General features: G+C 44.5%; 15 protein-coding genes. 10 read left to right on the top strand and 5 right to left on the bottom strand.

Going from position 1 to position 21,354, the window contains the following annotated elements; translation table 11 throughout:
- Positions 1-64: 64 nt before the first annotated feature.
- From NE665_RS08715 to NE665_RS08695, 5 genes are all read left to right on the top strand, one after another.
- Positions 65-391 (top strand): PTS lactose/cellobiose transporter subunit IIA, encoded by a 327-nt coding sequence (locus NE665_RS08715; protein WP_117442062.1) that lies wholly within the window; start codon positions 65-67, stop codon positions 389-391.
- A complete protein-coding gene (locus NE665_RS08710; RefSeq protein ID WP_117442061.1) occupies positions 381-1,760 on the top strand; it encodes a glycoside hydrolase family 1 protein in 1,380 nt (459 codons plus the stop codon). Before NE665_RS08715 ends, NE665_RS08710 begins: the two co-directional genes overlap by 11 nt.
- A 16-nt stretch (positions 1,761-1,776) precedes the next feature.
- Complete coding sequence (locus NE665_RS08705; RefSeq protein WP_117442060.1) at positions 1,777-2,067, top strand: PTS sugar transporter subunit IIB; 291 nt, start codon at positions 1,777-1,779, stop codon at positions 2,065-2,067.
- Between the two features lie 24 nt (positions 2,068-2,091).
- Positions 2,092-3,393, top strand: coding sequence for a PTS transporter subunit EIIC (locus NE665_RS08700; protein WP_117442059.1), 1,302 nt, complete (start codon positions 2,092-2,094; stop codon positions 3,391-3,393).
- Between the two features lie 70 nt (positions 3,394-3,463).
- The gene (locus NE665_RS08695) at positions 3,464-4,258 is read left to right on the top strand and encodes a Nif3-like dinuclear metal center hexameric protein (RefSeq protein WP_117442058.1); all 795 of its coding nucleotides are present in this window, start codon (positions 3,464-3,466) and stop codon (positions 4,256-4,258) included.
- On the opposite strand, the gene NE665_RS08690 is transcribed toward NE665_RS08695, so the two are convergent.
- Positions 4,255-6,132, bottom strand: coding sequence for a PTS sugar transporter subunit IIA (locus tag NE665_RS08690; protein ID WP_117442057.1), 1,878 nt, complete (start codon positions 6,130-6,132; stop codon positions 4,255-4,257). The two genes, NE665_RS08695 and NE665_RS08690, sit on opposite strands and share 4 nt — an antisense overlap.
- A gap of 345 nt (positions 6,133-6,477) precedes the next feature.
- Here NE665_RS08690 and NE665_RS08685 point away from each other — a divergent pair, with 345 nt between their 5' ends.
- From NE665_RS08685 to NE665_RS08675, 3 genes are all read left to right on the top strand, one after another.
- Positions 6,478-8,250, top strand: a complete 1,773-nt coding sequence (locus NE665_RS08685) for a 1-deoxy-D-xylulose-5-phosphate synthase (protein ID WP_117442056.1) — start codon at positions 6,478-6,480, stop codon at positions 8,248-8,250.
- 628 nt (positions 8,251-8,878) lie between these two features.
- Positions 8,879-9,658, top strand: a complete 780-nt coding sequence (gene murI / locus NE665_RS08680; protein WP_117442055.1) for a glutamate racemase — start codon at positions 8,879-8,881, stop codon at positions 9,656-9,658.
- A 78-nt stretch (positions 9,659-9,736) separates the two neighbouring features.
- Entirely contained in the window at positions 9,737-11,113 is a 1,377-nt protein-coding gene (locus NE665_RS08675) for an aminopeptidase (RefSeq protein WP_117442054.1), read from the top strand.
- 398 nt (positions 11,114-11,511) lie between these two features.
- Here NE665_RS08675 and NE665_RS08670 read toward each other — a convergent pair whose 3' ends face one another.
- Positions 11,512-14,766 carry an SNF2-related protein gene (locus NE665_RS08670; protein ID WP_117442053.1) on the bottom strand — a complete coding sequence of 1,085 codons (3,255 nt, stop codon included), beginning with the start codon at positions 14,764-14,766 and terminating at the stop codon, positions 11,512-11,514.
- 638 nt (positions 14,767-15,404) lie between these two features.
- Here NE665_RS08670 and NE665_RS08665 point away from each other — a divergent pair.
- Positions 15,405-17,117: a diguanylate cyclase gene (locus NE665_RS08665; protein ID WP_117442052.1), complete on the top strand. Its 1,713-nt coding sequence runs from the start codon at positions 15,405-15,407 to the stop codon at positions 17,115-17,117.
- 118 nt (positions 17,118-17,235) lie between these two features.
- Positions 17,236-17,796, top strand: coding sequence for a CarD family transcriptional regulator (locus NE665_RS08660; protein ID WP_117442051.1), 561 nt, complete (start codon positions 17,236-17,238; stop codon positions 17,794-17,796).
- A 293-nt stretch (positions 17,797-18,089) separates the two neighbouring features.
- Here NE665_RS08660 and NE665_RS08655 read toward each other — a convergent pair whose 3' ends face one another.
- From NE665_RS08655 to NE665_RS08645, 3 genes are read right to left on the bottom strand one after another with little or no spacing between them, the layout of a single operon-like run.
- Complete coding sequence (locus NE665_RS08655) at positions 18,090-19,028, bottom strand: carbohydrate kinase (protein ID WP_117442050.1); 939 nt, start codon at positions 19,026-19,028, stop codon at positions 18,090-18,092.
- Positions 19,025-20,329, bottom strand: a complete 1,305-nt coding sequence (locus NE665_RS08650) for a glycoside hydrolase family 32 protein (RefSeq protein WP_117442049.1) — start codon at positions 20,327-20,329, stop codon at positions 19,025-19,027. The genes NE665_RS08655 and NE665_RS08650 overlap by 4 nt, the downstream gene beginning before the upstream one ends.
- 4 nt (positions 20,330-20,333) lie before the next feature.
- Entirely contained in the window at positions 20,334-21,224 is an 891-nt protein-coding gene (locus NE665_RS08645) for an alpha/beta hydrolase (protein ID WP_117442048.1), read from the bottom strand.
- Positions 21,225-21,354 lie beyond the last annotated feature (130 nt).

Here is a 21,354-nt window from a genome sequence, read left to right as displayed (position 1 = left end):
ATGTAAATTTTTCGTGAATGGAAGAGAGGTGTAAAATAAAGGCAGTTAAAGAAGGAGTGAGATTATGATGATTGATACCGAGCAATATTCTTTTCAGCTGATACTACACAGCGGGAATGCACGCAGCACAGCTTATGAAGCATTACAGCTTGTAAAAAGCAACGCATTTAAGGAAGGTGAAAAAAAGCTGAGCATAGCAAAAGAAGAAATGGTGGAGGCACAGAAGCTTCATGCGAAGCTGCTGCGCATCATGGCCAATCAGGAAGGAGAGCTTGATATGAACCTTTTACTGATTCACGCAGAAGATCACATCACTTCATCCTCCATCGCTGTGGAGATGAGTGGAGAGCTGATCGAGTTATATGAGAGGATGGAAAAATATGAGCAATAATTTCTTATGGGGCGGAGCAAGTGCCTCCTACCAATGTGAGGGGGCATGGAATCTGGATGATAAAGCGGAATCTATGTGGGATCATTATCTGCATGAAGAAGGGCTGGAAAATGGAGATATTGCAAGTGATCACTATCATCGGTTTGAAGAGGATATCCGTATGATGAAAGAGGGCGGACAAAATGCATATCGGTTTTCGTTATCATGGCCTAGAATCATTAAAAATAAAGCAGGTGAGATAAACGAAAAGGGGATTGCTTTTTATCATCGACTGCTGGATGCATGCCATACATATGGAATTGAACCATTCGTAACACTGTACCATTGGGATCTTCCACAGTATTGGGAGGATTGCGGAGGCTGGCAGAATGAAGAGGTTTGTGAGGCCTTTGAAACCTATGCCAGAGTATGCTTTGACAACTTTCATGAGAAGGTAAATCATTGGGTTACGTTCAATGAGCCGAAATGGTTTATAGCAAGCGGTTATTTAATTGGCAATTATCCGCCATGCAGACAGGATCCACAGGCGATGATCCATGCAGCTTATCATGTTATGTATGCTAGTGCACTTGGTGTTCGTGCATTCCGTCAGGGAAAATATCCCGGAACGATCGGTATTGTGCACAGCTTTACACCAGTGAATGGGGTTGATGACACGATAAATACAAGGATTGCTATGCGCTATGCAGATAATTATTGCAACAACTGGATTCTGGATACTGCCGCCAAAGGAGAAATTCCGATTGATTTGCTTAGTGAGCTGTCTAAAACGTATGATCTTTCGATGATACAGCCCGCACAGCTGCAGATTATCAAAGAGTACACCGTTGATTTCCTGGGATTGAATTATTACTCGCGTACACTGGTCAAGCCGTATACAGAAGGAGAAACCACCTTTGTTGTGAACAATAGCGGAAAGCAGGGAAAGGGAAGCAGTAAAGTGATTGTCAAAGGCTGGTTTGAACAGGTTATGCATGATCCTGCCAGTACCTATACGGAATGGGATACCGAAATCTATCCGAAGGGTTTAAAGGATGGATTGCTTGAGGTAAAGGCGAAATACAATCTACCTGTTTATATTACAGAAAACGGAATCGGAATGTATGAGGATGTTACCGTGAATGAAGTGCAGGATGATTATCGGATATCCTTTATGAAGGATCATTTGCAGGCAATGCATGAGGCTATGGAGGCTGGTGTTGATGTACGTGGATATTTCGCATGGAGCTCCTTTGATTTGTATTCCTGGAAGAATGGTTGTGAAAAGCGGTATGGCCTCGTTGCCGTAGATTTTGAAAACGGGTTGCAGCGGAAACCAAAGAAGAGCTATACCTGGTTTAAAAATATGATTGAGCAGCAAAAGCGCTGAGACAGGGAGGAAAATTATGAAAAAGATTATGCTGGTATGCAATGCGGGAATGTCAACAGGAATGCTGGCAAAACGTATTCAGGAGGCGAGTGCAGGTACGATGGAGGTTCATGCCTACGGGGAGGCAGAATTCATCGATTATGTGGATGGCGTAGATCTGATTCTGGTGGGTCCGCAGATTCGTCATCAGATTCCGACAATTGAAGCACAGGTAGCAATACCGGTTAAAGCCATTGCACCACAGCATTACGGTATGATGGATGGCAAGGGTGTATATAAAGAAATCAAAAAAATACTGAAAGACTGATGTCATAGAAGGAGGAGAACAGTTATGAGTTTCGCTACATTTAACGAGAAGATAGAAAAACATATTCTGCCGCTGGCTAATAAATTAAGTTCACAAAGGCATTTAAAAGCAATACGTGATGCATTCATTTCTTTAATGCCGATTACACTGATGGGTGGGGTGGCTGCCGTCATCGGTGCAGCACCGGTTAGCGAGGAGACAACAAACGGCTTTCTTCTGGCATGGGCATCCTTTGCACAGGATAATGCTACGTTGCTGTCATGGATCAACGCATTAACTTTGGGGGGAATGGCGGTTTATGTATGCATCGGTATTACCTATTTTCTGACGAAGCATTTTAAGCACGATGTATTGATGCCTACCATGCTTTCTGTCTGTGGTTTTCTAATGCTCGTACTGACACCGCAGCAATTAGGCTGGGATGGAAAAATTGCGGAGATTTCCTATATGGATGGGCGCGGTCTGTTGCCGGCAATCATCATCGCGATTTTCACAGTAGAAGCATATCATTTCATGCGTTCCCATAATTGGGGAAGGATAACCTTACCGCCAAGTGTACCGGCATCATTATCTGAAACATTTGCATCACTGGTACCAGGCTTTATCATCATTTCATGCTATGTGGCAGTGTATGCTGTATTCCATGCGTTTAACACAACCTTTCCGGGGTTTATATACGGGGCGATGGCACCATCCTTCCAGGCAGCGGACAGTCTCCTATTTACAGTGATTATGACCCTGCTGGTACACTTCTTCTGGTTTTTCGGTATCCATGATGCGGCCTTAGCTGGTGTATTGGGACCGATCCGTGATGGAAATCTGTCAATCAACGCAGCGGCGAAAGCTGCCGGAGAAGCTCTGCCACATGTATTTACAACACCATTCTGGGTATATTTCGTCATTATCGGAGGCTGCGGTTCTCTATTAGCATTAGCGATTCTGCTTGTTCGCTCAAAATCAAAACAGCTGAAAACAGTGGGGCGTATTGGCATACTCCCATCCTTCTTCGGTATTGGTGAACCGATTATCTTCGGTGTGCCGATTATGCTGAATCCGTTTTATCTCATACCATTTCTGATGACATCAACAGTGAATGCAGTCATAGCTTTTACATTGATGAAATATAACATCATAGGTAGAACGTTTGCCATGCTTTCCTGGCAGATGCCATCCCTTCCGGGAGCATTTCTGTCAACGATGGATATTCGTGCACTGTTCCTGATTATTGCTCTGATTATTCTTGACATTGTCATGTATTATCCGTTCTTCAAGGCACATGAAAAACAGTGTGTCCGTTTGGAGGCTATGGAGGAAACAGAAGAATAAAACAACGTGAAAAGCACATCGCTGATGTGTTTTTTCGATATCTAATACTTGTGAAGAGGAGGCTATTGCAATGAAGATACATGAAGTTACAGCACTGCTGGAACAGCAGGGCACCTGGGTGCGCCGCAATGTGAAAACAAGAGATCATCTGCTGTTTGGAGATGATCAGCAGGAAGTAAGAGGCATCGGAATATGCTGGGTGGCGAGTAAAGGCGCGATATTGGAGGCAGTGAAGCAGAGGGTCAATTTCATCATAACGCATGAAAATCCGTTTTATCAATGCTCTACGCAGATGCATACAGCTGCATTAAAAGCGGCAGAAGAAAAGAAAAGGATATTGAAGGAGCATGGGATCAGCGTATACCGCTGTCATGATGTGTGGGACTGTATAAAGGAATACGGTGTTGCAGATCAGTGGGCTTTCCGGCTTGGATTCACATTTGAAGAGCGGTTTGTATCCTCTTACTATCAGGCAGCATCCATACCTGAAATGACTGCGGAGGCACTGGCACACCATGTCGCTGAAGCTTTACGGCAGGATGGCGAGCTGGGTGTTTATATGTTTGGGAATCCACAAAAAAAGATTCATCGTATTGCCATCGGATGTGGCGCCGCAACGAATCTTTATGAGCTTCTGGAATTTTATCCGGATGCTGTCATCGTTAGTGACGACGGCATCAACAATTATGATGCAGCACAATATGCAATCGATCAGCATATTCCGATGATTGTTGTAAATCACGCAGGTTGTGAGATAGCAGGATGCAAGGCTATGGTACCATGGCTGCGGAAGCATTTGCACAGCAGTTCCATCTGTTATCTGGAGGAAGGCTATACGATTCACTATTATACAACGGGTAGCTAAAGGGAGCTGAAGGTATCCAGAAAGCCAGACAATGTGGTCTGACGCAGCAGCAGCTTGACATTGCTGACATCATTGAGAAGACTTACCAGCTGTTCAAAAATATCCTCGAAATCACGATTATGCCCGGGACATAAGGAGAATAGAAAAATGATACGCACCTTCTTATTCTGCCATAAAATAGGGTGTTTCAGTGAACATACGGCGATAGCATTGCGAAATGCACATTTCTCAATAGGATGAGGAATTGCGAACAGGTTGCCATATGCTGTGGGGGCGATGCGTTCTCGTTCTATGACTTTATCATAGAACGTTTCATCACAGCAGCCTGCTTCCATGAGTCCATCGCATAGAAAACGAATTGCATCTCGATCGCTGGTGAAGTCCATTTCTGTGAAAAAGAGCCGTTCATCAAAAAACTGTTTAAGCTGCTGCAACCGCTTGGAGGGATGCTCATCCTTTGATAGCAGCATGAGAATCTGTTTGATTTCCGCATCATGTAAGAAATTACTGCAGGTGTATATCGGGATATCCGTATGCAGCTTCATAGGCATGGTTGAAACGATCAGGTCTGCTGTAAGCTCATTAATCTGAGCTGTTTCAAAGATGGATACGCAACGGATGACCTCAATAAGAAAATGGCTGGTAGCATTTGTCAGCCTCGATATCAAATATTGATTTTGTGCTCTGCCCAAAGAGGTGATCAAGATGATTTTTCTGGTCAGCTTCTGCTGGATTTTTTCTACCGCATTCATGAGATGCAGGGTCAGATAACCTATTTCATCCTCAATCAGCGCACAATCAAATTTTTGCTGTATACGGGATGCTACATAAACACTCATATCGTATAAAAGTGGAAAATGCTGTTTTGTATCCTGAATAAGAGGATTGCTTAAAAAGGAATTGGTTTTTATACGCGCATCAAGCCCCAGCAGGTGAACGAGCAGGCTGTCACGGAAAGATTCATTTTGGGACAGGTCGATATCATAAATCTGCTTGATCTCGTTTATGATGTCCTCAATAAATTGTTCGTAATCCTGAACCTTTTCTGATGTGATACGAGATATTTTTCCTGAAAACAGCAGGGCTAGATAATTTAATTCAGAGGCGGACAGAATGATGCGCTGCTGTTCATATAAGCCTTTGTAAAATTCTTCAGCCAGCTTTCGGGATTTCTCTTCTGCTTGTTCTTTGGGGTTGGTGATATCCCAGCCCTTCGCAATGCGTTCCATCATAACGGCGATATGAAGAATAAATGAAAAAATCTCAAAATCTCGCATGCCCAGATGGTGTTTTCGATTAAAGCTTACGATATAGCTTTTTAATTCTAAAATATTGCAGGAGCTGAAGAAGCCTGTGTAATTGCGGATATCGAAATCATATTCCTGAATCTCATGAACGAGGAAGCAGGAATATACAAGTCTTCTCTGTTTCTCATCACAGTCAATCTGTACCTGATTGTTGATTCGCTGGATGCTGATGTTTTCGTATCGTGTATGTATAATGTGATTCAATTCCTGCAGGGTTTTATCAAGCGTTGATTCGCTGATGTAGTATGCATCTGCCAGTTCATAGTAATTCACCTGATCGCAGGAAAGCAGCTGCTTCAGAATATGAAACTTTCGGCTGCCACTATCGGACTCTACGTTCATCACGTCGTCAGGAAGCTGATTATTTGGATTTAACTGATAGCCTTTTCCCTTCCAGGAGAGTATGAGCGGTTCATCGAACAGCTCGTTGATCTGCCGTATTTCATTGCGAATGGTACGCTGTGACAGCTGCAGATCTTTTGCTAAATCGTCTGCTCTGCGAAATTCACTGGGATGATTGTGCAGGCATGCAACCAGTTTTTTCTGTCGTTTTGTCATTTGTAGCATTTATGCTCACCTCATATGTCCATTATACCGATTCATATATCTTTACACAAGCTATATTCCGGTTATCTGGCATAAGAGGGAGGAGAAGGCGGTTTTGATGTTAAAAGGGCTGCAAACACGTGAAAAAGTCAGCGCTGCTACAGTCACTATTCATAAGCATAGAAAGCGGATATAGCTCTGTAGATTATAATAAAAAAAAATATATAAAAGTGTATTGACTTGGAGTTCGCTCCAGATGATACAATCCCCATGTTCTTGAAGCAGTGTGTACAGCTGCTTGAAGCAAGTGACACGAGCAGCTTAATATAAAAGGATAAGCGCTCAACGGAAAGTGAGGAATTACGTATGTATCTGGAAAACATAAAAGGTCCGCAGGACGTGAAAAATCTGCGAAAGGAAGAATTGCAGGTGCTGGCAAATGAAATGCGCACGGCACTGCTGCAGAAGCTGAGCCGTCATGGCGGTCACATCGGCCCGAATCTGGGAATGGTGGAAGCAACGATTGCTTTGCACTATGTATTTGACTCCCCGATGGATAAAATGGTATTTGATGTATCGCATCAGAGCTATTGCCATAAGCTGTTGACAGGAAGAAGTCGGGCATTTTTACAGGAGGAGTATTATGACGAGGTGAGTGGTTATACAAATCCGCAGGAAAGTGAACATGATTTCTTCACCATCGGCCATACCTCTACCTCTGTATCTCTGGCAGCAGGTCTTGCGAAGGCACGTGATCTGCACAAGGAACAATATAATGTGATTGCGGTAATCGGTGATGGCTCACTGAGTGGAGGAGAGGCCTTGGAGGGACTGAATTTTGCACATGAGCTTCAGGGTAATCTGATTATTTTGGTAAATGACAATGCTATGTCTATCGCGGAAAATCATGGCGGACTGTATGAAAATCTGAAGCTGCTGCGGGAAACTCGTGGAACAGCCTCCTGCAATCTGTTCAAGGCGATGGGGCTTGCGTATGTATTCGTTGAGGATGGCAATGATCTGGAACAGCTGATCTCTGCATTTTTACAGGTAAAGGATTCTGCGCAGCCTGTCGTTGTCCATATCTGTACACAGAAGGGGAAGGGATATGCGCTGGCAGAGCAACACAAGGAGGACTGGCATTGGAATATGCCGTTTCATTTGGAGGATGGCACTCCCCTATACACGGAACAGGGGGAGGACTATGGAGATTTGACCGCACGTTTCCTGTTAAAGGAAATGCAGAGGGATCCTTCAGTTGTTGCTATTACATCCGGCACCCCTGCCGTATTTGGATTTCATGAGGAACGAAGAAAACAGGCAGGTAAGCAGTTTGTAGATGTTGGAATTGCAGAAGAGCATGCTGTGGCACTGGCATCCGGAATCGCAGCTAATCGGGGAAAACCGGTATATGGCGTATATAGCAGCTTTCTTCAGAGAACTTATGATCAGCTGTCTCAGGATTTATGCATCAATAACAATCCGGCTCTGCTGCTCATATTTGCTGCAAGTGTGTATGGTATGAACGATGTCACACATCTGGGGATTTTCGATATCGCTATGCTGTCCAATATTCCGAATCTGGTTTATCTGGCTCCAACCTGCAAGGAAGAATATGAAGCGATGCTGGCTTGGGGCTTGCATCAGAAGCAATACCCGGTAGCGGTGCGTGTTCCCGGTATTGCTGTCACATCCGGAAATGATATGCCGATTGCCGCAAGCTATGATCAGCTGAATTCCTATCAGGTGACACAGGATGGGGATACTGTCGCAATTTTGGCGCTTGGCTCTTTCTATGAAAAAGGGAAACAGCTCGCCGATGCATTGCAGCGGGAGGGAGTCAACGCTACCTTGATCAATCCGCGTTTTATCACAGGAGTGGATCGTGAGCTGCTGGAGAAATTGAAGCAAAAGCATTCGGTTGTCGTAACGCTGGAGGATGGTATCCTCGATGGCGGCTTTGGTGAGAAAATTGCCCGCTTTTATGGAAACAGTGATATAAAGGTATTGAATTATGGCTTGCAGAAGGCATTCATTGACCGTTACGATGTTGATGAAATACTGAAGGAAAACCGCCTGCAGAGTGATCTTATGCTAGAGGATATACAGCACTGCCTAACAGAGAGAATCACTGCGTAACGACGTTGCAGTTTGTTCATGGTAAAGGTATATTTTCTTTCTGCATGACCTTGCTGAAGATGCAATAGGATAAATCATTAAGAAAGCATATGCTTACAGGCGTTCTTGATTGCAACATCCGCTTTGCCCTGTGTAACGGATACCGGAGGATGACGGTACCTCGTTATACGGGGTTTTTGGTGTTCGTAAATGATGCATCTATAAAGGAATTACCGTGCTCTCTTTTTCGGCAGCATTTGATTCTGTACGCAAACGGCTGCCTATAAGGTGTGGTCTGTATGCAGTTATGCTTTTGATTGATGCCCCTCTGCATGCTTTGTAATGAAAAGCATATGCAGCCATCCGATTGACCAGTGCTTTTCTGTATACTTTGTATAGGTGTATAACCTCATGGATCGAATTGCTGATTGGATGAAGCAGGAAGTATGGAGGAAAGGTGTATCCAGTATACGCCTTCTGCCATAGCGAATGGCAGCAGTGACTGCCTGCTATGTACCTTGCTGCATCCGTGTATCTGTCATCCATCCCAGCTCCTTTGCAAACGTGTCTGATTTTCTTTAAAACAGATGCAAGCTTTCCAAAAAAAGGGTATAATATCTATTGTATATGATTTTGGAGGTTGATACATATGTCCAGCATAGACAAGGCGATTGGTGTCTTTGACTCAGGTCTGGGAGGAATCAGCGTGTTGAAGGAACTGCGCTCTTTCATGCCGCAGGAGGATTATCTCTATTTCGGTGATTCCAGCTATGCACCCTATGGAGTAAAAACAAAAGAGGAAATAACAAAGCGTTGTCGCAACATCTGTGCGTTTTTTATCAGTCAGGGTGTAAAGGCAGTTGTCATCGCCTGCAATACGGCAACCAGTGCCTGTGTGAAGGAGCTTCGCACCCTGTATCCCGACCTTCCGATTGTTGGAATGGAGCCGGCATTAAAGCCTGCTGTAGATGGCAGACATCAGCAGCATGTTCTTGTACTCGCAACGCAGTTTACACTAAAGGAACAGAAATTTGAACAGCTGATGTCCCGCTTTGATGAGGATAATACCATTTACCGACAGCCATGTCCGAAGCTGGTGGAGCTCGTCGAGGCAGGCAGACTGGATGATGCGCAGGCAGTAGACTGTGCACTTCGTGAATACCTCGAGCCCTACGATATGGAACGCATGGACAGCATTGTACTGGGCTGTACACATTTTGTGTTCTACCGCAGTCAGCTTCGGCATCTGATCGGAGACCACATCGCACTTGTAGACGGCAATGTAGGTACGGCAAGACATGTGCAGGAGTTGTTGCTGGAACGTGGTGAATGTAGAAAGCCTTCTTCAGCTGAAGGTGAGCTTCGCATATACAATTCCCTGAAGCAGGAGTCAATTTTGAAGCTTTCCAGAGCGCTTTTGGAAAGATAAGGAAAAACAATGGCACAGGAGTTGTCTTTATCCTGGATACGAATTATAATAGAAGACAGTGAACAACGGAGGTAGACTATGAGAGAAAATGCTTGGAAAAAGTATGATGAAGCAGGATTAAAGGAAGTATTCGATTATTGTGAAGGATACAAAAAATATATTTCCGACTGCAAGACAGAGCGTGAATGCGTAAGCGAAAGTATCCGTATTGCGGAAACCTATGGATATCGTAATCTGGAGGATATCATCAAAAACAAAGAAACGCTGAAAAGCGGTGACAAGGTGTATGCCAACAATATGGGCAAGGGAATTGCCCTGTTTCTGATCGGTGAGGAGCCGATGGCTGCCGGATGCAATATTTTGGGAGCACACGTGGATTCTCCGCGTCTGGATATCAAACAGAATCCTTTGTATGAGGATAAGGAATTCGCGATGCTGGATACGCATTATTACGGCGGTATCAAAAAGTATCAGTGGGTTACCCTGCCACTGGCGCTGCATGGTGTAGTTGTGAAGAAGGACAAAACGGTGATTGAGCTGAATATCGGTGAGGATGATAATGATCCAATCGTAGGAATCAGTGATTTGCTGGTACATCTGTCTGCGGATCAGATGAGCAAAAAGGCAAGCAATGTCATCGAGGGGGAAGACCTGAATGTGACGATCGGAAGCATGCCGCTGGCTGGCGAGGAAAAGGATGCTGTTAAGGCGAATATTCTGAAGCTGCTGAAGGAAAAATATGATTTTGAAGAGGATGATTTCGTATCTGCGGAAATCGAGGTCGTACCTGCCGGAAAGGCAAGAGACTACGGGTTGGATCGCAGTATGGTTGCCGGATACGGGCATGATGATCGCATCTGTGCATATACCTCTATGATGGCACAGCTGGAAACAGAATCCGTTAAGCGTACGGCTGTGACATTGCTGGTTGATAAGGAAGAGGTTGGAAGCATTGGTGCAACCGGTCAGCATTCCCGCTTCTTTGAAAACACCGTAGCTGAGGTAATGGATCGCCTTGGTGAGTACAGTGAGCTGAATGTGCGTCGAGCACTGAAAAATTCCAAGATGCTGAGCAGTGATGTTTCCGCTGCGTTTGATCCGAATTATGCAGCTGTGAATGAAGAGAAAAACTCTGCCTTCATGGGACATGGTCTGGTATTCAATAAATATACAGGCTCCCGCGGTAAGGGTGGCTGCAATGATGCCAATGCGGAATATATGGCAGAGCTGAGAAACATCATGGATTCAGAAAATGTAACCTTCCAGACAGCAGAGCTTGGTAAGGTTGACCAGGGCGGCGGCGGAACAATCGCCTATATTCTGGCACAGTATAACATGGAGGTTATTGACAGCGGTATTGCACTGCACAATATGCACGCGCCATGGGAAATTGCCAGCAAAATTGATATCTGGGAAGCGACAAAGGGCTATAAGGCATTCCTGAAGCACGCATAAGCTTTCTATATATACAGTCAATGCTGTATGGATGATATACACTTGTATACTTCATCTATACAGCTTTTTATTTATCCTCCATAAAAGCGGATAAAATACGGCAAGTATCTGCCGGGGTATGAAGGAGCGAAAAGAAGCGGTTGCTCAAATCAGAGCATTTATGAATACCGCTGACTGTAGTTCCTGCAGGATAGGATTGATGGTGCAGTAGCAAAGAAAAGATCATGTGTTTTTCGGCTTGCAGCATCGGATAGAGACGCTTTGCTCAATCGGCATTAACTTATCTATGACACGTGCCTTACAAGCCGTATGCTACAAAGAAAAACGGCTGCTTTCACAGTCGTCTGATTTTCTATATGTATAGGGGTGCAGTCCTGAAACCGCAATAAGGGGGGAGATTATTCGGTGGAGCCTTCGTCAAAATCCGCTTCCTGTACAAAGGGCTCCATTGTAAACAAATCCATGATTTCGTCCTTGCTCATGCTGGTGATGCTTGTTTCACTGCTGCTGATAAAGGTGTCACTCAGGATATGCTTTCGCTCCTGCAGCTTCATGATTTTTTCTTCGATGGTATCCTTCATAATCAGCTTATATACCTGAACATCCTTCGTCTGACCGATGCGATAGGCACGATCGGTTGCCTGATTCTGCGCGGAAAGGTTCCACCAGGGGTCATAATGAATGACGATTTCCGCATTGGTCAGGTTTAAGCCGGTACCGCCAGCCTTTAACGAAATCAGGAAGACGTCAGCTTCTCCATTCTGAAATTTTTCCACATAGGCATGCCGCAGCTCCTTTTTGGTTTCCCCTGTCAGCTTCAGATACCGTATATTTTCTGTACGCAGCTGTTCCTCGATCAGCTCCAGCATGGAGGTGAAGCTGGAAAACAGCAATACCCGACGACCGCTGTTGCGCGCGGTTAGCAGCAGATCCATACAGCCGCGAAGCTTGGTAGAGGGCAGTGTGACATTTTCATATAGCAAGCGTGCATCACAACAGATTTCACGAAGTCTGGTCATCATTGCCAGCACCTGAAACTTATCAACCTCCTCCATCTGCATCTTCTTTTGTAAATCCTGATTGATGGATACCAGATTGGCATAATAGATTTTCTTTTCCTCTGCATTGAATTCCTGAAAATATACCTGCTCCATCTTATCCGGAAGATCCTGCAGAACATCCTTCTTGATTCGCCGCAGAATAAACGGCTCCACCATGTGTTTCAGCTGGACCTGTGCCTTCTCATTTCCGTTTTTGATAATTTCACGCTCGAACAGCTCACGGAAGCGATGATAATTGTACAGATAGCCCGGCATCAGGAAATCGAAAATACTCCACAGCTCGGAAAGGGAATTTTCAATCGGTGTCCCGGTTAATGCAAACCGATAGGAGCCCTTCAGCTGTTTCACTGCAATCGCATTTTTGGTTGTATGGTTTTTGATATACTGTGCTTCATCCAGCAGAATCGCGGTAAAGGTATGACCGTCATAGCGCTCATAATCTCTGCGCAGATAATCGTAGCTGGTGATCAGGACATCATAGCTGTGCAGCTCGCTGATTTTTTGCAGGCGCTGCGTATTGGTTCCCTGAATGCAAAGAGCACGCAGATCCATGGCGAATTTCTGAATCTCATCCTTCCAGTTATAAATCAGGGAGGCCGGACAGATAACGATGGAGCAGGGCAGATCATGGGTTTGATGCATGCTTTCCAGCCAGGAAATCACCTGCAGCGTTTTTCCCAGCCCCATATCATCTGCGAGGATGCCGCCAAATCCATAGGCACTCATCGTTTTCAGCCACTGGTAACCGGTTTTCTGGTAATCACGCAAAATGGCATCATAATGCGGATCCAATGGATAGATTCCGGTTTCCACACTGCGCAGCTGTTCCATCATCGTATGAAAGGCAGTTCCCCGCATGACCTCGACATGATTGCTGTGCTCTGCAAAATCATCCAGCTGAAAGGCATGGAAGGTATCCACCTGCATGGTTTGATTTTTTAAATCCTGCGGTGTCAGGTGCAGCAGCTGCAGCAGGTCATCTGTTTCCTGCAGCCCCTCGGATTGCAAGTAAATGAGATCACCGTTTTTGAGACGGTGATATTTTTTCTTCTTGCGATAGGAGCGCAAAACACTGTACAATTCATCCCTAGGTATATCCACACTGGTGACATCCAGCTCCAATAACCGATTTTTCATTCGGACACCGACATTCATATGGACCTTCTTCGGTGTTTCCATTTGCTTCAGTGCATCGCTGATATATACATTGCACATCTGGTTCAAATATTCCAGCCCCTGTTTGACAAACGTCTGCGCATATGCGGCATGCTCGTCGATATAGGCGATGTGGGAATCCGGGTCCAGACGTGTTGCATAGGTTTCGATGTACTGGCGGATATGATCCAGCTCCAAGGAGGAGTCGGCATGCGGGGCAAAGGCATTCTGAGAGGGGCTGTCCTCATAATGATAGAGCAGGCGGATAGAGATATCACCGTTATCCTCCAAATCGACGTAGCAGTCAATCTCCATGGGATACGGCATAAAGGTATCCAGCGATATACCTTCAAAATGCACATACTCGCGTATTGCCGGTATGACATAGGTACAGAAGCGGATCATATCATCCTTATGTATCAGAATCTGGCGATCCTCACACAGCTCCTCCAGCATATCGTGCAGCTGTTCACTCAGCTCCGCAGAAAAGCGCTGCAACGTAGCGTTTTCCATATAATACCAGCGTTTCTCACCACGCAGAAGCTGATCGAGGGACAGCAGGGTGGTAATGATGAAAAAGTCCTCCTGCATATCGATACGCAATCCGATTTCCTGCCGGTCCTCATCCGCAAACTGTAAATCGATACACTCCGGGGCATCGTTGCTGTAAAGCTCATAGAAGTCATCCATGGATTTCTGATCGATTGTAATCTGCTTGCGGCTGGAGCCGTAGCCATAGGAATACTGGGTTTCATGTTCCTTGATATACTGCTTTAAAAAGAGAATTTGTGCCTGTGCAGCTTCATCGAATGCCTGCATGTGATGCGTGAATTTCAGCTGGCGCCCGTAATCGACCTCCAGCTGCCGGTCTATGGCATCAAGGAAGCCGGTGATACTGCGAACGACATATTTCCTTTGAACACCGACCTTATAGTCCAGCGTAAGTTCATGCGTATAGGCGACATGGGCATGCAGCTGTACCTTGTCAAGCAGGGTGTTTGCCTGAAATCTGGCCAGATCCTTTCGGGCATAGCGGTCGATAAAGGAACGCGAGCGCTCCAGCATCTGCTGTTCCAGATACCGACGAAAGGCATCCTCTCTTTGATGCATCGGATTGTAGGTGAACGGGAAGGACTCCGGCTCTAGGTCATAGACAACCAGCAGAACGACACCGATATGTCCGCAGGCGAGCTCCTGTTGTTCACAATACGGACAGTTGCAGCTGAAATCCAGAATTTCTCCCTTATTGTTCAGAAGGATATTGCAGTGATTCTCATATCCGTAAACCATAACTGATGCCTGTATCTCATATACACAGCCCGCAACGCTTTCCCTAATCACGATTTCATCCACAACATCCTGATCATAGTAACGCAATGCGATCTTCCAGTTTTTGGTATTGAAAAAACGCTGAATTTCAGAATCAAGTATCTTCATGAGATCCCTCCTGTTTCTTCTGCTATTGTACCAGAAAACACACTGGTACGAAAGTATGGAAATGCTGGATTTCACTTTCTTTATGCCATCTGTCGTATGCGATAGCGGAGAAATACTGATGAGGTCCCCTTGCTGTCACAGCTGTAACATGCTACCTGTACGCCTGCTTATCCGTTTCTAACAGGCTATGCGTTCCTACCTGACAAAAAAGTGCTGCAGCATCCGGATAACGATGTGTGAAGTAGATAAAAAGTGTTTCAGGCGAATATCCATGCGTAAGGGCGCTGTGGGGATATAGGCTACAGAGCTCTTATCCTGAATCGGGCACTGTCCTAAGCAAGGGATGCGGGACGAAGCTGTATATCGAATATGGCGAACAGAGCCATGCTGGTAAATGGAAACTGATGATTTTATGCATGACCTTTTTTATTGAAAGCGCAGCTTTATACAGACCTCTGCTTCTATTGTACAAAATCTGGATAAGCGGTTGTTCAAACGGATTTAATGGAAGCGAAGACGTCTTTTGCTTCCATTCTGTCATATGAAAATCATAAGACAATCAAAGAGCCTTTTGTTTCAGTAGACAAAAAGGAAAACCGTGTTATACTGAATTCATATGGATAAAAGGATGTGAGAGTATGCAGAAGCAGCCATCAGAGCCAATAGCAATCGCAGAGTCGATTATCCGGGCATTTTATGCGGAACGAGATATTGCATATGTATTGGATCAGTTTCTGGAGGAAGTCAGCTGGATCGGTCCCTGTGAGCATGAGTTTTTCCGTGGAAAGCAGGCGATATCCGATTATTTTTACAGTGGCAGCCGCGAGGTGCCCTCCTGTCTGCTGGAGGATACGGTCTTTTATCTGGATGATGAAAGCGAACAGCACGCAGGCGTGATGGGACGGTTTACCGTTCGTACCAGAGGGGAAGACTGCATGATTGTGGAAGCACGGCAGCGCTGCAGCTTTCTGTTTGAAAAGCATAACGGACGCTGGATGGTCAAGCACCTGCATACCTCGAATATTTATCAGGAAATGCAGGACAGTGATGAATTTTTTCCGACAACTGTCGGAAAGCTGACCTATGATTATATGCAGGAGCTTCTGCGTGAGAAAACGGAAGTGATCGATATGATCAGCTCCAATATCAACGGCGGTTTAAAAGGAAGCAATGATGATGCGCAATTCTCCTATTATTATGTGAGTGAGGGATTGTGCAAATTTCTTGGCTATACCTATGATGAATTTATGGAAATGAGCGGCGGTACTGCGGTCGGTGCGGTATATCCCCCGGATTTGGAGGCAGCGCTGCAGGCCTGTGCCGCATGCTTTGCGAAGGGGCCAAGCTATTCTGCGGAATATCGGATACGAAAAAAAGACGGTACGCTGGTGTGGATGCTGGATACCGGAAGAAAAAGCGTGGATGCGGATGGGGAAACAAAGATCAATAGCATTCTCACAGACATAACAGCAATGAAGCAGGTGGAAATCGAGCGGCAGGTAGAGCGGGAGCGCTATCGTATTGCGCTTGAGAATATTACGGATGTCATGTTTGAATATGATATCCGACAGGATGCTCTGGTAAAATATGAACGCAGAGATTACGATAGAAAAAATCCGGTGGAAAAGGTGCATATCGATTCCTATTTTGAAACGCTGGAGGAGGGGGAAAACGTTCATCTGGATGATATCGGTACGCTGAAGGCGTATATGCTGGGGGACCTGCATGCGGAAAGCATCGATATCCGCTTGCGTCATAAGACGGAATGGAAATGGATACAGGTGCAATGCAGCTATATTCGGGAAGAGGATGAGATCATTCGCTGTATCGGTATCTGGAAGGACATAACAGAAGAAAAGCTGAAAATGGATTCGCTCATCGATATGAGCAAGCGGGATGCATTGACGCATCTGTATAATCAGAAAAGTGCGCAGGAGCATATCAGTCAGGCATTGAAAACGCAGACGTCCTGTGCGTTGCTTATTATCGATATTGATAATTTCAAGACGGTAAACGACAGCTTCGGACATCTGCAGGGGAATGAGATGCTGCTGTCAATGACCAGAATTCTGGAAGCAATCGGCAAAGATGTCTTTACCGCGCGGATTGGCGGAGATGAATTCCTGCTGTTTCTTGATGAGGAACAGGCTGTACATGCGCAGGAGATTGCACAGCGTATGCATGCAGAGGCACGGAAAATCACCCTGCATGACTATCAGCTGACGCTGAGTATCGGCGTCGCTTACGGCTGCTTTGCGGATACCTATCAAAAGCTATTCACGCGTGCGGATATGGCGATGTATGAAGCGAAGCGTAAGGGAAGGAACCGAACCGCAGTGCATGCGCGGTAAAAAATCACTTACGAGGATTTGAGATTTATGATAAAATAAAAGCATAGCAACGTGTGTTCCCGGTGATGTAAATCCAGTTGTCGGGAATGTGCGTTTTTTATTATTCGGAGGTGATGGCATGTTTGAAATGCATGAGTATGTTCGCTACGGCTCCTACGGCCTGTTTCAAATTGTCGGTGTTAAGCGAAAGACACTGAACAACGGTACGGTGAAGGACTGCTATGTTCTGCATGGGGTCCAGCAGATGAAAACCAGAATCGAAACACCAATAGATAATCCGAGACTGCGAAAGGCACTGAATAGAAGGGATATCGATCGTTTGATTATGACGATGCCGGCGATTGAAACGAATTGGATTACGGATAAAAAGAAGCGGGAGGAGGAATTCCGCAATGCCCTTCGCTGCGGTGACTGTGTTGCTCTTGTTCGGGTCATGAAAACGATCTATACCCTGCAGGAGGAAAAAGCACGTCATGGAAAGCATGTTTCGTATACGGATCATGCCATCTTTGAACAGGCCCAACAACAGCTGTTGGAGGAAATAGCCTTCGGTGCGCATATCCGTATAGAAGAGGCGGATTTGTATATCCGAAAGAAGCTTGGAGCGATTACAAGGCAACTGAACAGAAATGAAGCAGCGAATCAATACGCAAAAAAATCATCCCCTAGGAAAGGATGATTTTCATTTACTCCTATATGTGTTTCTTTCAGGAACATATCTGTATATGGTAAGCTGTCGTTGTTGCCTGAAGAATTCGTCACTGCCTGTAAGGCACTGTTTTGTATTTCGCACAAGGCAATTTTTTCATACTGTGAAATTTTAGTACAAGCTAATGTCCTGTTTGGATACAAATTCACCTCATCAGGCTTCTATTCCTTAGAGGCTTTTCTCATAAAGCATCAAATTATTTCACATACAGGCAAGCTTATTCAAAAAACAGGTTATCTTACGCGTGGCGTAGCTTTCACTGTTCACATTGAGGGATAACTGGCAATAGCCCCTTCTTTTGTTACAGAAATACTGCAAAATTTGTTACACATATCCAAATAGCTTTTTAATTGCTGCTCACGCAATCCCTCCAGATCCGAAGCGCTGATTTCATCTTTTGATAACTGATACAAGAAACATCCGATAAAACCATCTCCTGCACCGGTAGTATCGACAGCCTTTGCTTCGATACCGGCAGAATACGCTGTATGGTACCTCGTATAGGCGCTTGCTCCATCCTTTCCGGCAGTGTAAATCAGCAGCTTTACACCGCACGCAAATATATACGCTAAATGCTCCTCTATAGCATCGCTTCCGAATAGAAAGGAGACTTCCTCATCACTGATTTTTAATATATCCGCATGGCGAATGTATGCATGAATTGTTTTTCTTAAATATTCATGATCCTCGAATAAAGGGAGGCGGACATTCGGATCAAAGGATATAAGTAATTTTTTCTTTTTGGCGAGCTCTATTGCACGATCATGAGCTTTTTTCATGGGAAAGTCACCCAGGGAAACCGAACAAAAATGCAGTCCATAACAATCCTCAAACCAGGCTTCCTCAATATCGTTCTCTGATAGGAGCATATCCGCACCCATATTCCGATAAAATGAAAATTCCCGATTTGCCTGTTCATCTAAAGCAACAAAGGCTAACGAGGTGTTAGCGGCACTCGTTTGCTTGATATAATCGGTATGGATGTGAAAGCGCTGCATTTCCTTGATGATTTTTTCACCAAATGCATCCTTGCCAAGCATGGTGATTATACTGCTTTCTCCTCCTAATGCTGTATAGGCTCCGCATACATTCAAAGGAGCTCCTCCCACCTTTGGGGCAAAGCTTTCTACATCCAGGATCCTTCCTGTATTGCCGGGAATCATATCAATCAATGCTTCTCCAATCGCTACTAATTTTTTCATAATATCTGAAATCCTCTCATGTTGTATGTTACATAATGCTTTATTTCCCTGCTTGCTACGTGTAGAGCTTGCTCATCGTCATAAAATCTTGCGGTCATTGTATACGCGCCTTCATTTATGAAAATTTCTAATACCGATTCATCAACGAAAATGGATATATGATGAAGCTCTATACCGTGGATGCATCTTTGCTGTCTTCGACAATTACATGCAGACAAATCCAGTGTGAATGTATGCTGCTTATATGTCATTGTGATCGCATTCAGCTGTAAAGAAAAATCAGAATTGACATCGCATTCAATATTACAGGACTTAGGAATTACAAAATCATGTGTATGTATCTGTTTATCTGTTCTTAAATCCAGTATTTCCTGAATCGGCTTTTGCAGGATACGCTTATCAAATGAAAGTGAACGCGGCATCGTCAAGGTCTGATTCCATGTATCAAAACGATCCACATACGCATTATCCGGCATCCCTATCCACGCGATCATGATGTTGCGCTCTTCATTGTAAAACGTTTGAGGGGCGTAGAAATCAAATCCATAATCAAGGGCTTCATAATCAATCAAATCCTGCTGACGCACTTTATAATAGCCGGTATCATATACGTTCTGCTTGTTATCGACGCGTTTCGCTAATCCCTGCGGACTGCATAGAAGGAATGCATCTTCCTGAAATTGAAGATAATCGGGACATTCGATCATGAAACCCATATCCTTTACCGGTACATAACGACTGAAATATGTCCATGATTCTAAATCATCGCTCACATACTCCAATACACAGCTCGTATCATTTTTTAATCTTGCGCCTAGAATCAAATGGTAGCGTCCAGCCTTCATAAACAGCTTTGGATCTCTGACATGCTTTGTACAATCCTGCGGAAAGTCAGTGTTGCGTAACAAACATTTCTTATTTTCAAATGTTATGCCGTCGTGACTTTCCATTCGCATCACATTATGCTCTCTTCCTTCATGAATGTAATCATAATCGCCTTCATATTTTACATTGCCGGTATAGAATACATACAGTATGTCATCCTTGATCACGGCACTTCCTGAATAAGCACCATCCCTATCATATTTGGAATCTGCGCATATAGCCAGAGCGTGGCGTGTATACGTTTGAAAATCCTTCGTTGAATAATGCCCCCAGGATTTATTGACACTTCCATCCATGCTGTTTTCGTCTGCCTGATAGAAAATGTGATAAGTCCCTTTGAAATAAACCAAACCGTTGGGATCATTCAGCCATCCCTTTCGCGGCATCAAATGATAGTTTAATTGCTTTTGCATCATGCTTCTACATACTTCCTTTGATAAATTCTGCCATCAGATTCCATGCATTTGCGGATTCCTCAGGCATATATTCATCGAACCATTCGTGTGTAAATCCATGACGGCAATTTGCAAATTCAACATACGTCACGTCACCGCCAGCCTTCTGCATTTTATCAGCATACGCCTTTTCTTCCTGCTTCAAAGAATCATATTCAGCACTCAAAATCAGGGTTTTCGGCAAATCGTGTAAGTCGGCAAGTAAGGGGGAAGCCAGTTCATCATCCAGCTCGTCAAGGCTGTTATAATACCAGTGTATATACTGCAGCATTCTATTTTCGGATATCGCTTTTGAAGAATCTGCAACCCTTCTGAAATCTGCATGCAGCTCTTGGCGCAATGGCGGATAATCTAAAATAGCTCCCTTGATTCCGATTTCCTTTCTGTCTCTGTCAAGCAGGGTTAAGCAAGCTGAAATATATCCTCCTGCGCTATGTCCCATCACAATCACATGCTCTTTATCAATACGATATTCATCGCAGTGCTTTAATATTTCAGCGATTGCTTCATAGCTGGAATATAAAGGCTTTGGATATTTGAATTCCGGAGCGACAGGATAATCTACATTGAAGATTGCACAGCCGGTTGCATCTGCCAATAAACGGCAGTATTTCCCATCCTGCTCATAGAATCCCAAAACGTTGCCTCCGCCATGGAAATTAAATACCGGTTTTAAAACCTGCTCGCCATCCCACTTCAGAGGGCGATATATAGACATATCCACATATCCTGCTGTTTTTGTTCTGACACAGACCTTTTCAAACACACCATTCAATTTTTCATGATACATCATATCTGCATATTTTATTTCTTTCTGCATGCGATATTCAAAAATCGTATAATCCTCTTTTTTCATATTACTCCTGGTATATTTAAGTTACTCATATAATGAGTAATAAATTTAATATACCAGTTCTCCTTTCCACCTGAATTATTTGGTATCACTTCAGGTTGTGATAAAATGTGTAATTGTGAATGTGGATTTG

Origin of the sequence: Clostridium sp. DFI.1.208, assembly GCF_024463855.1 — a bacterium.
Classification (GTDB): Bacteria; Bacillota_I; Bacilli_A; order Erysipelotrichales; family Erysipelotrichaceae; genus Clostridium_AQ.
This window is presented reverse-complemented; position numbering and strand designations above follow the sequence as displayed.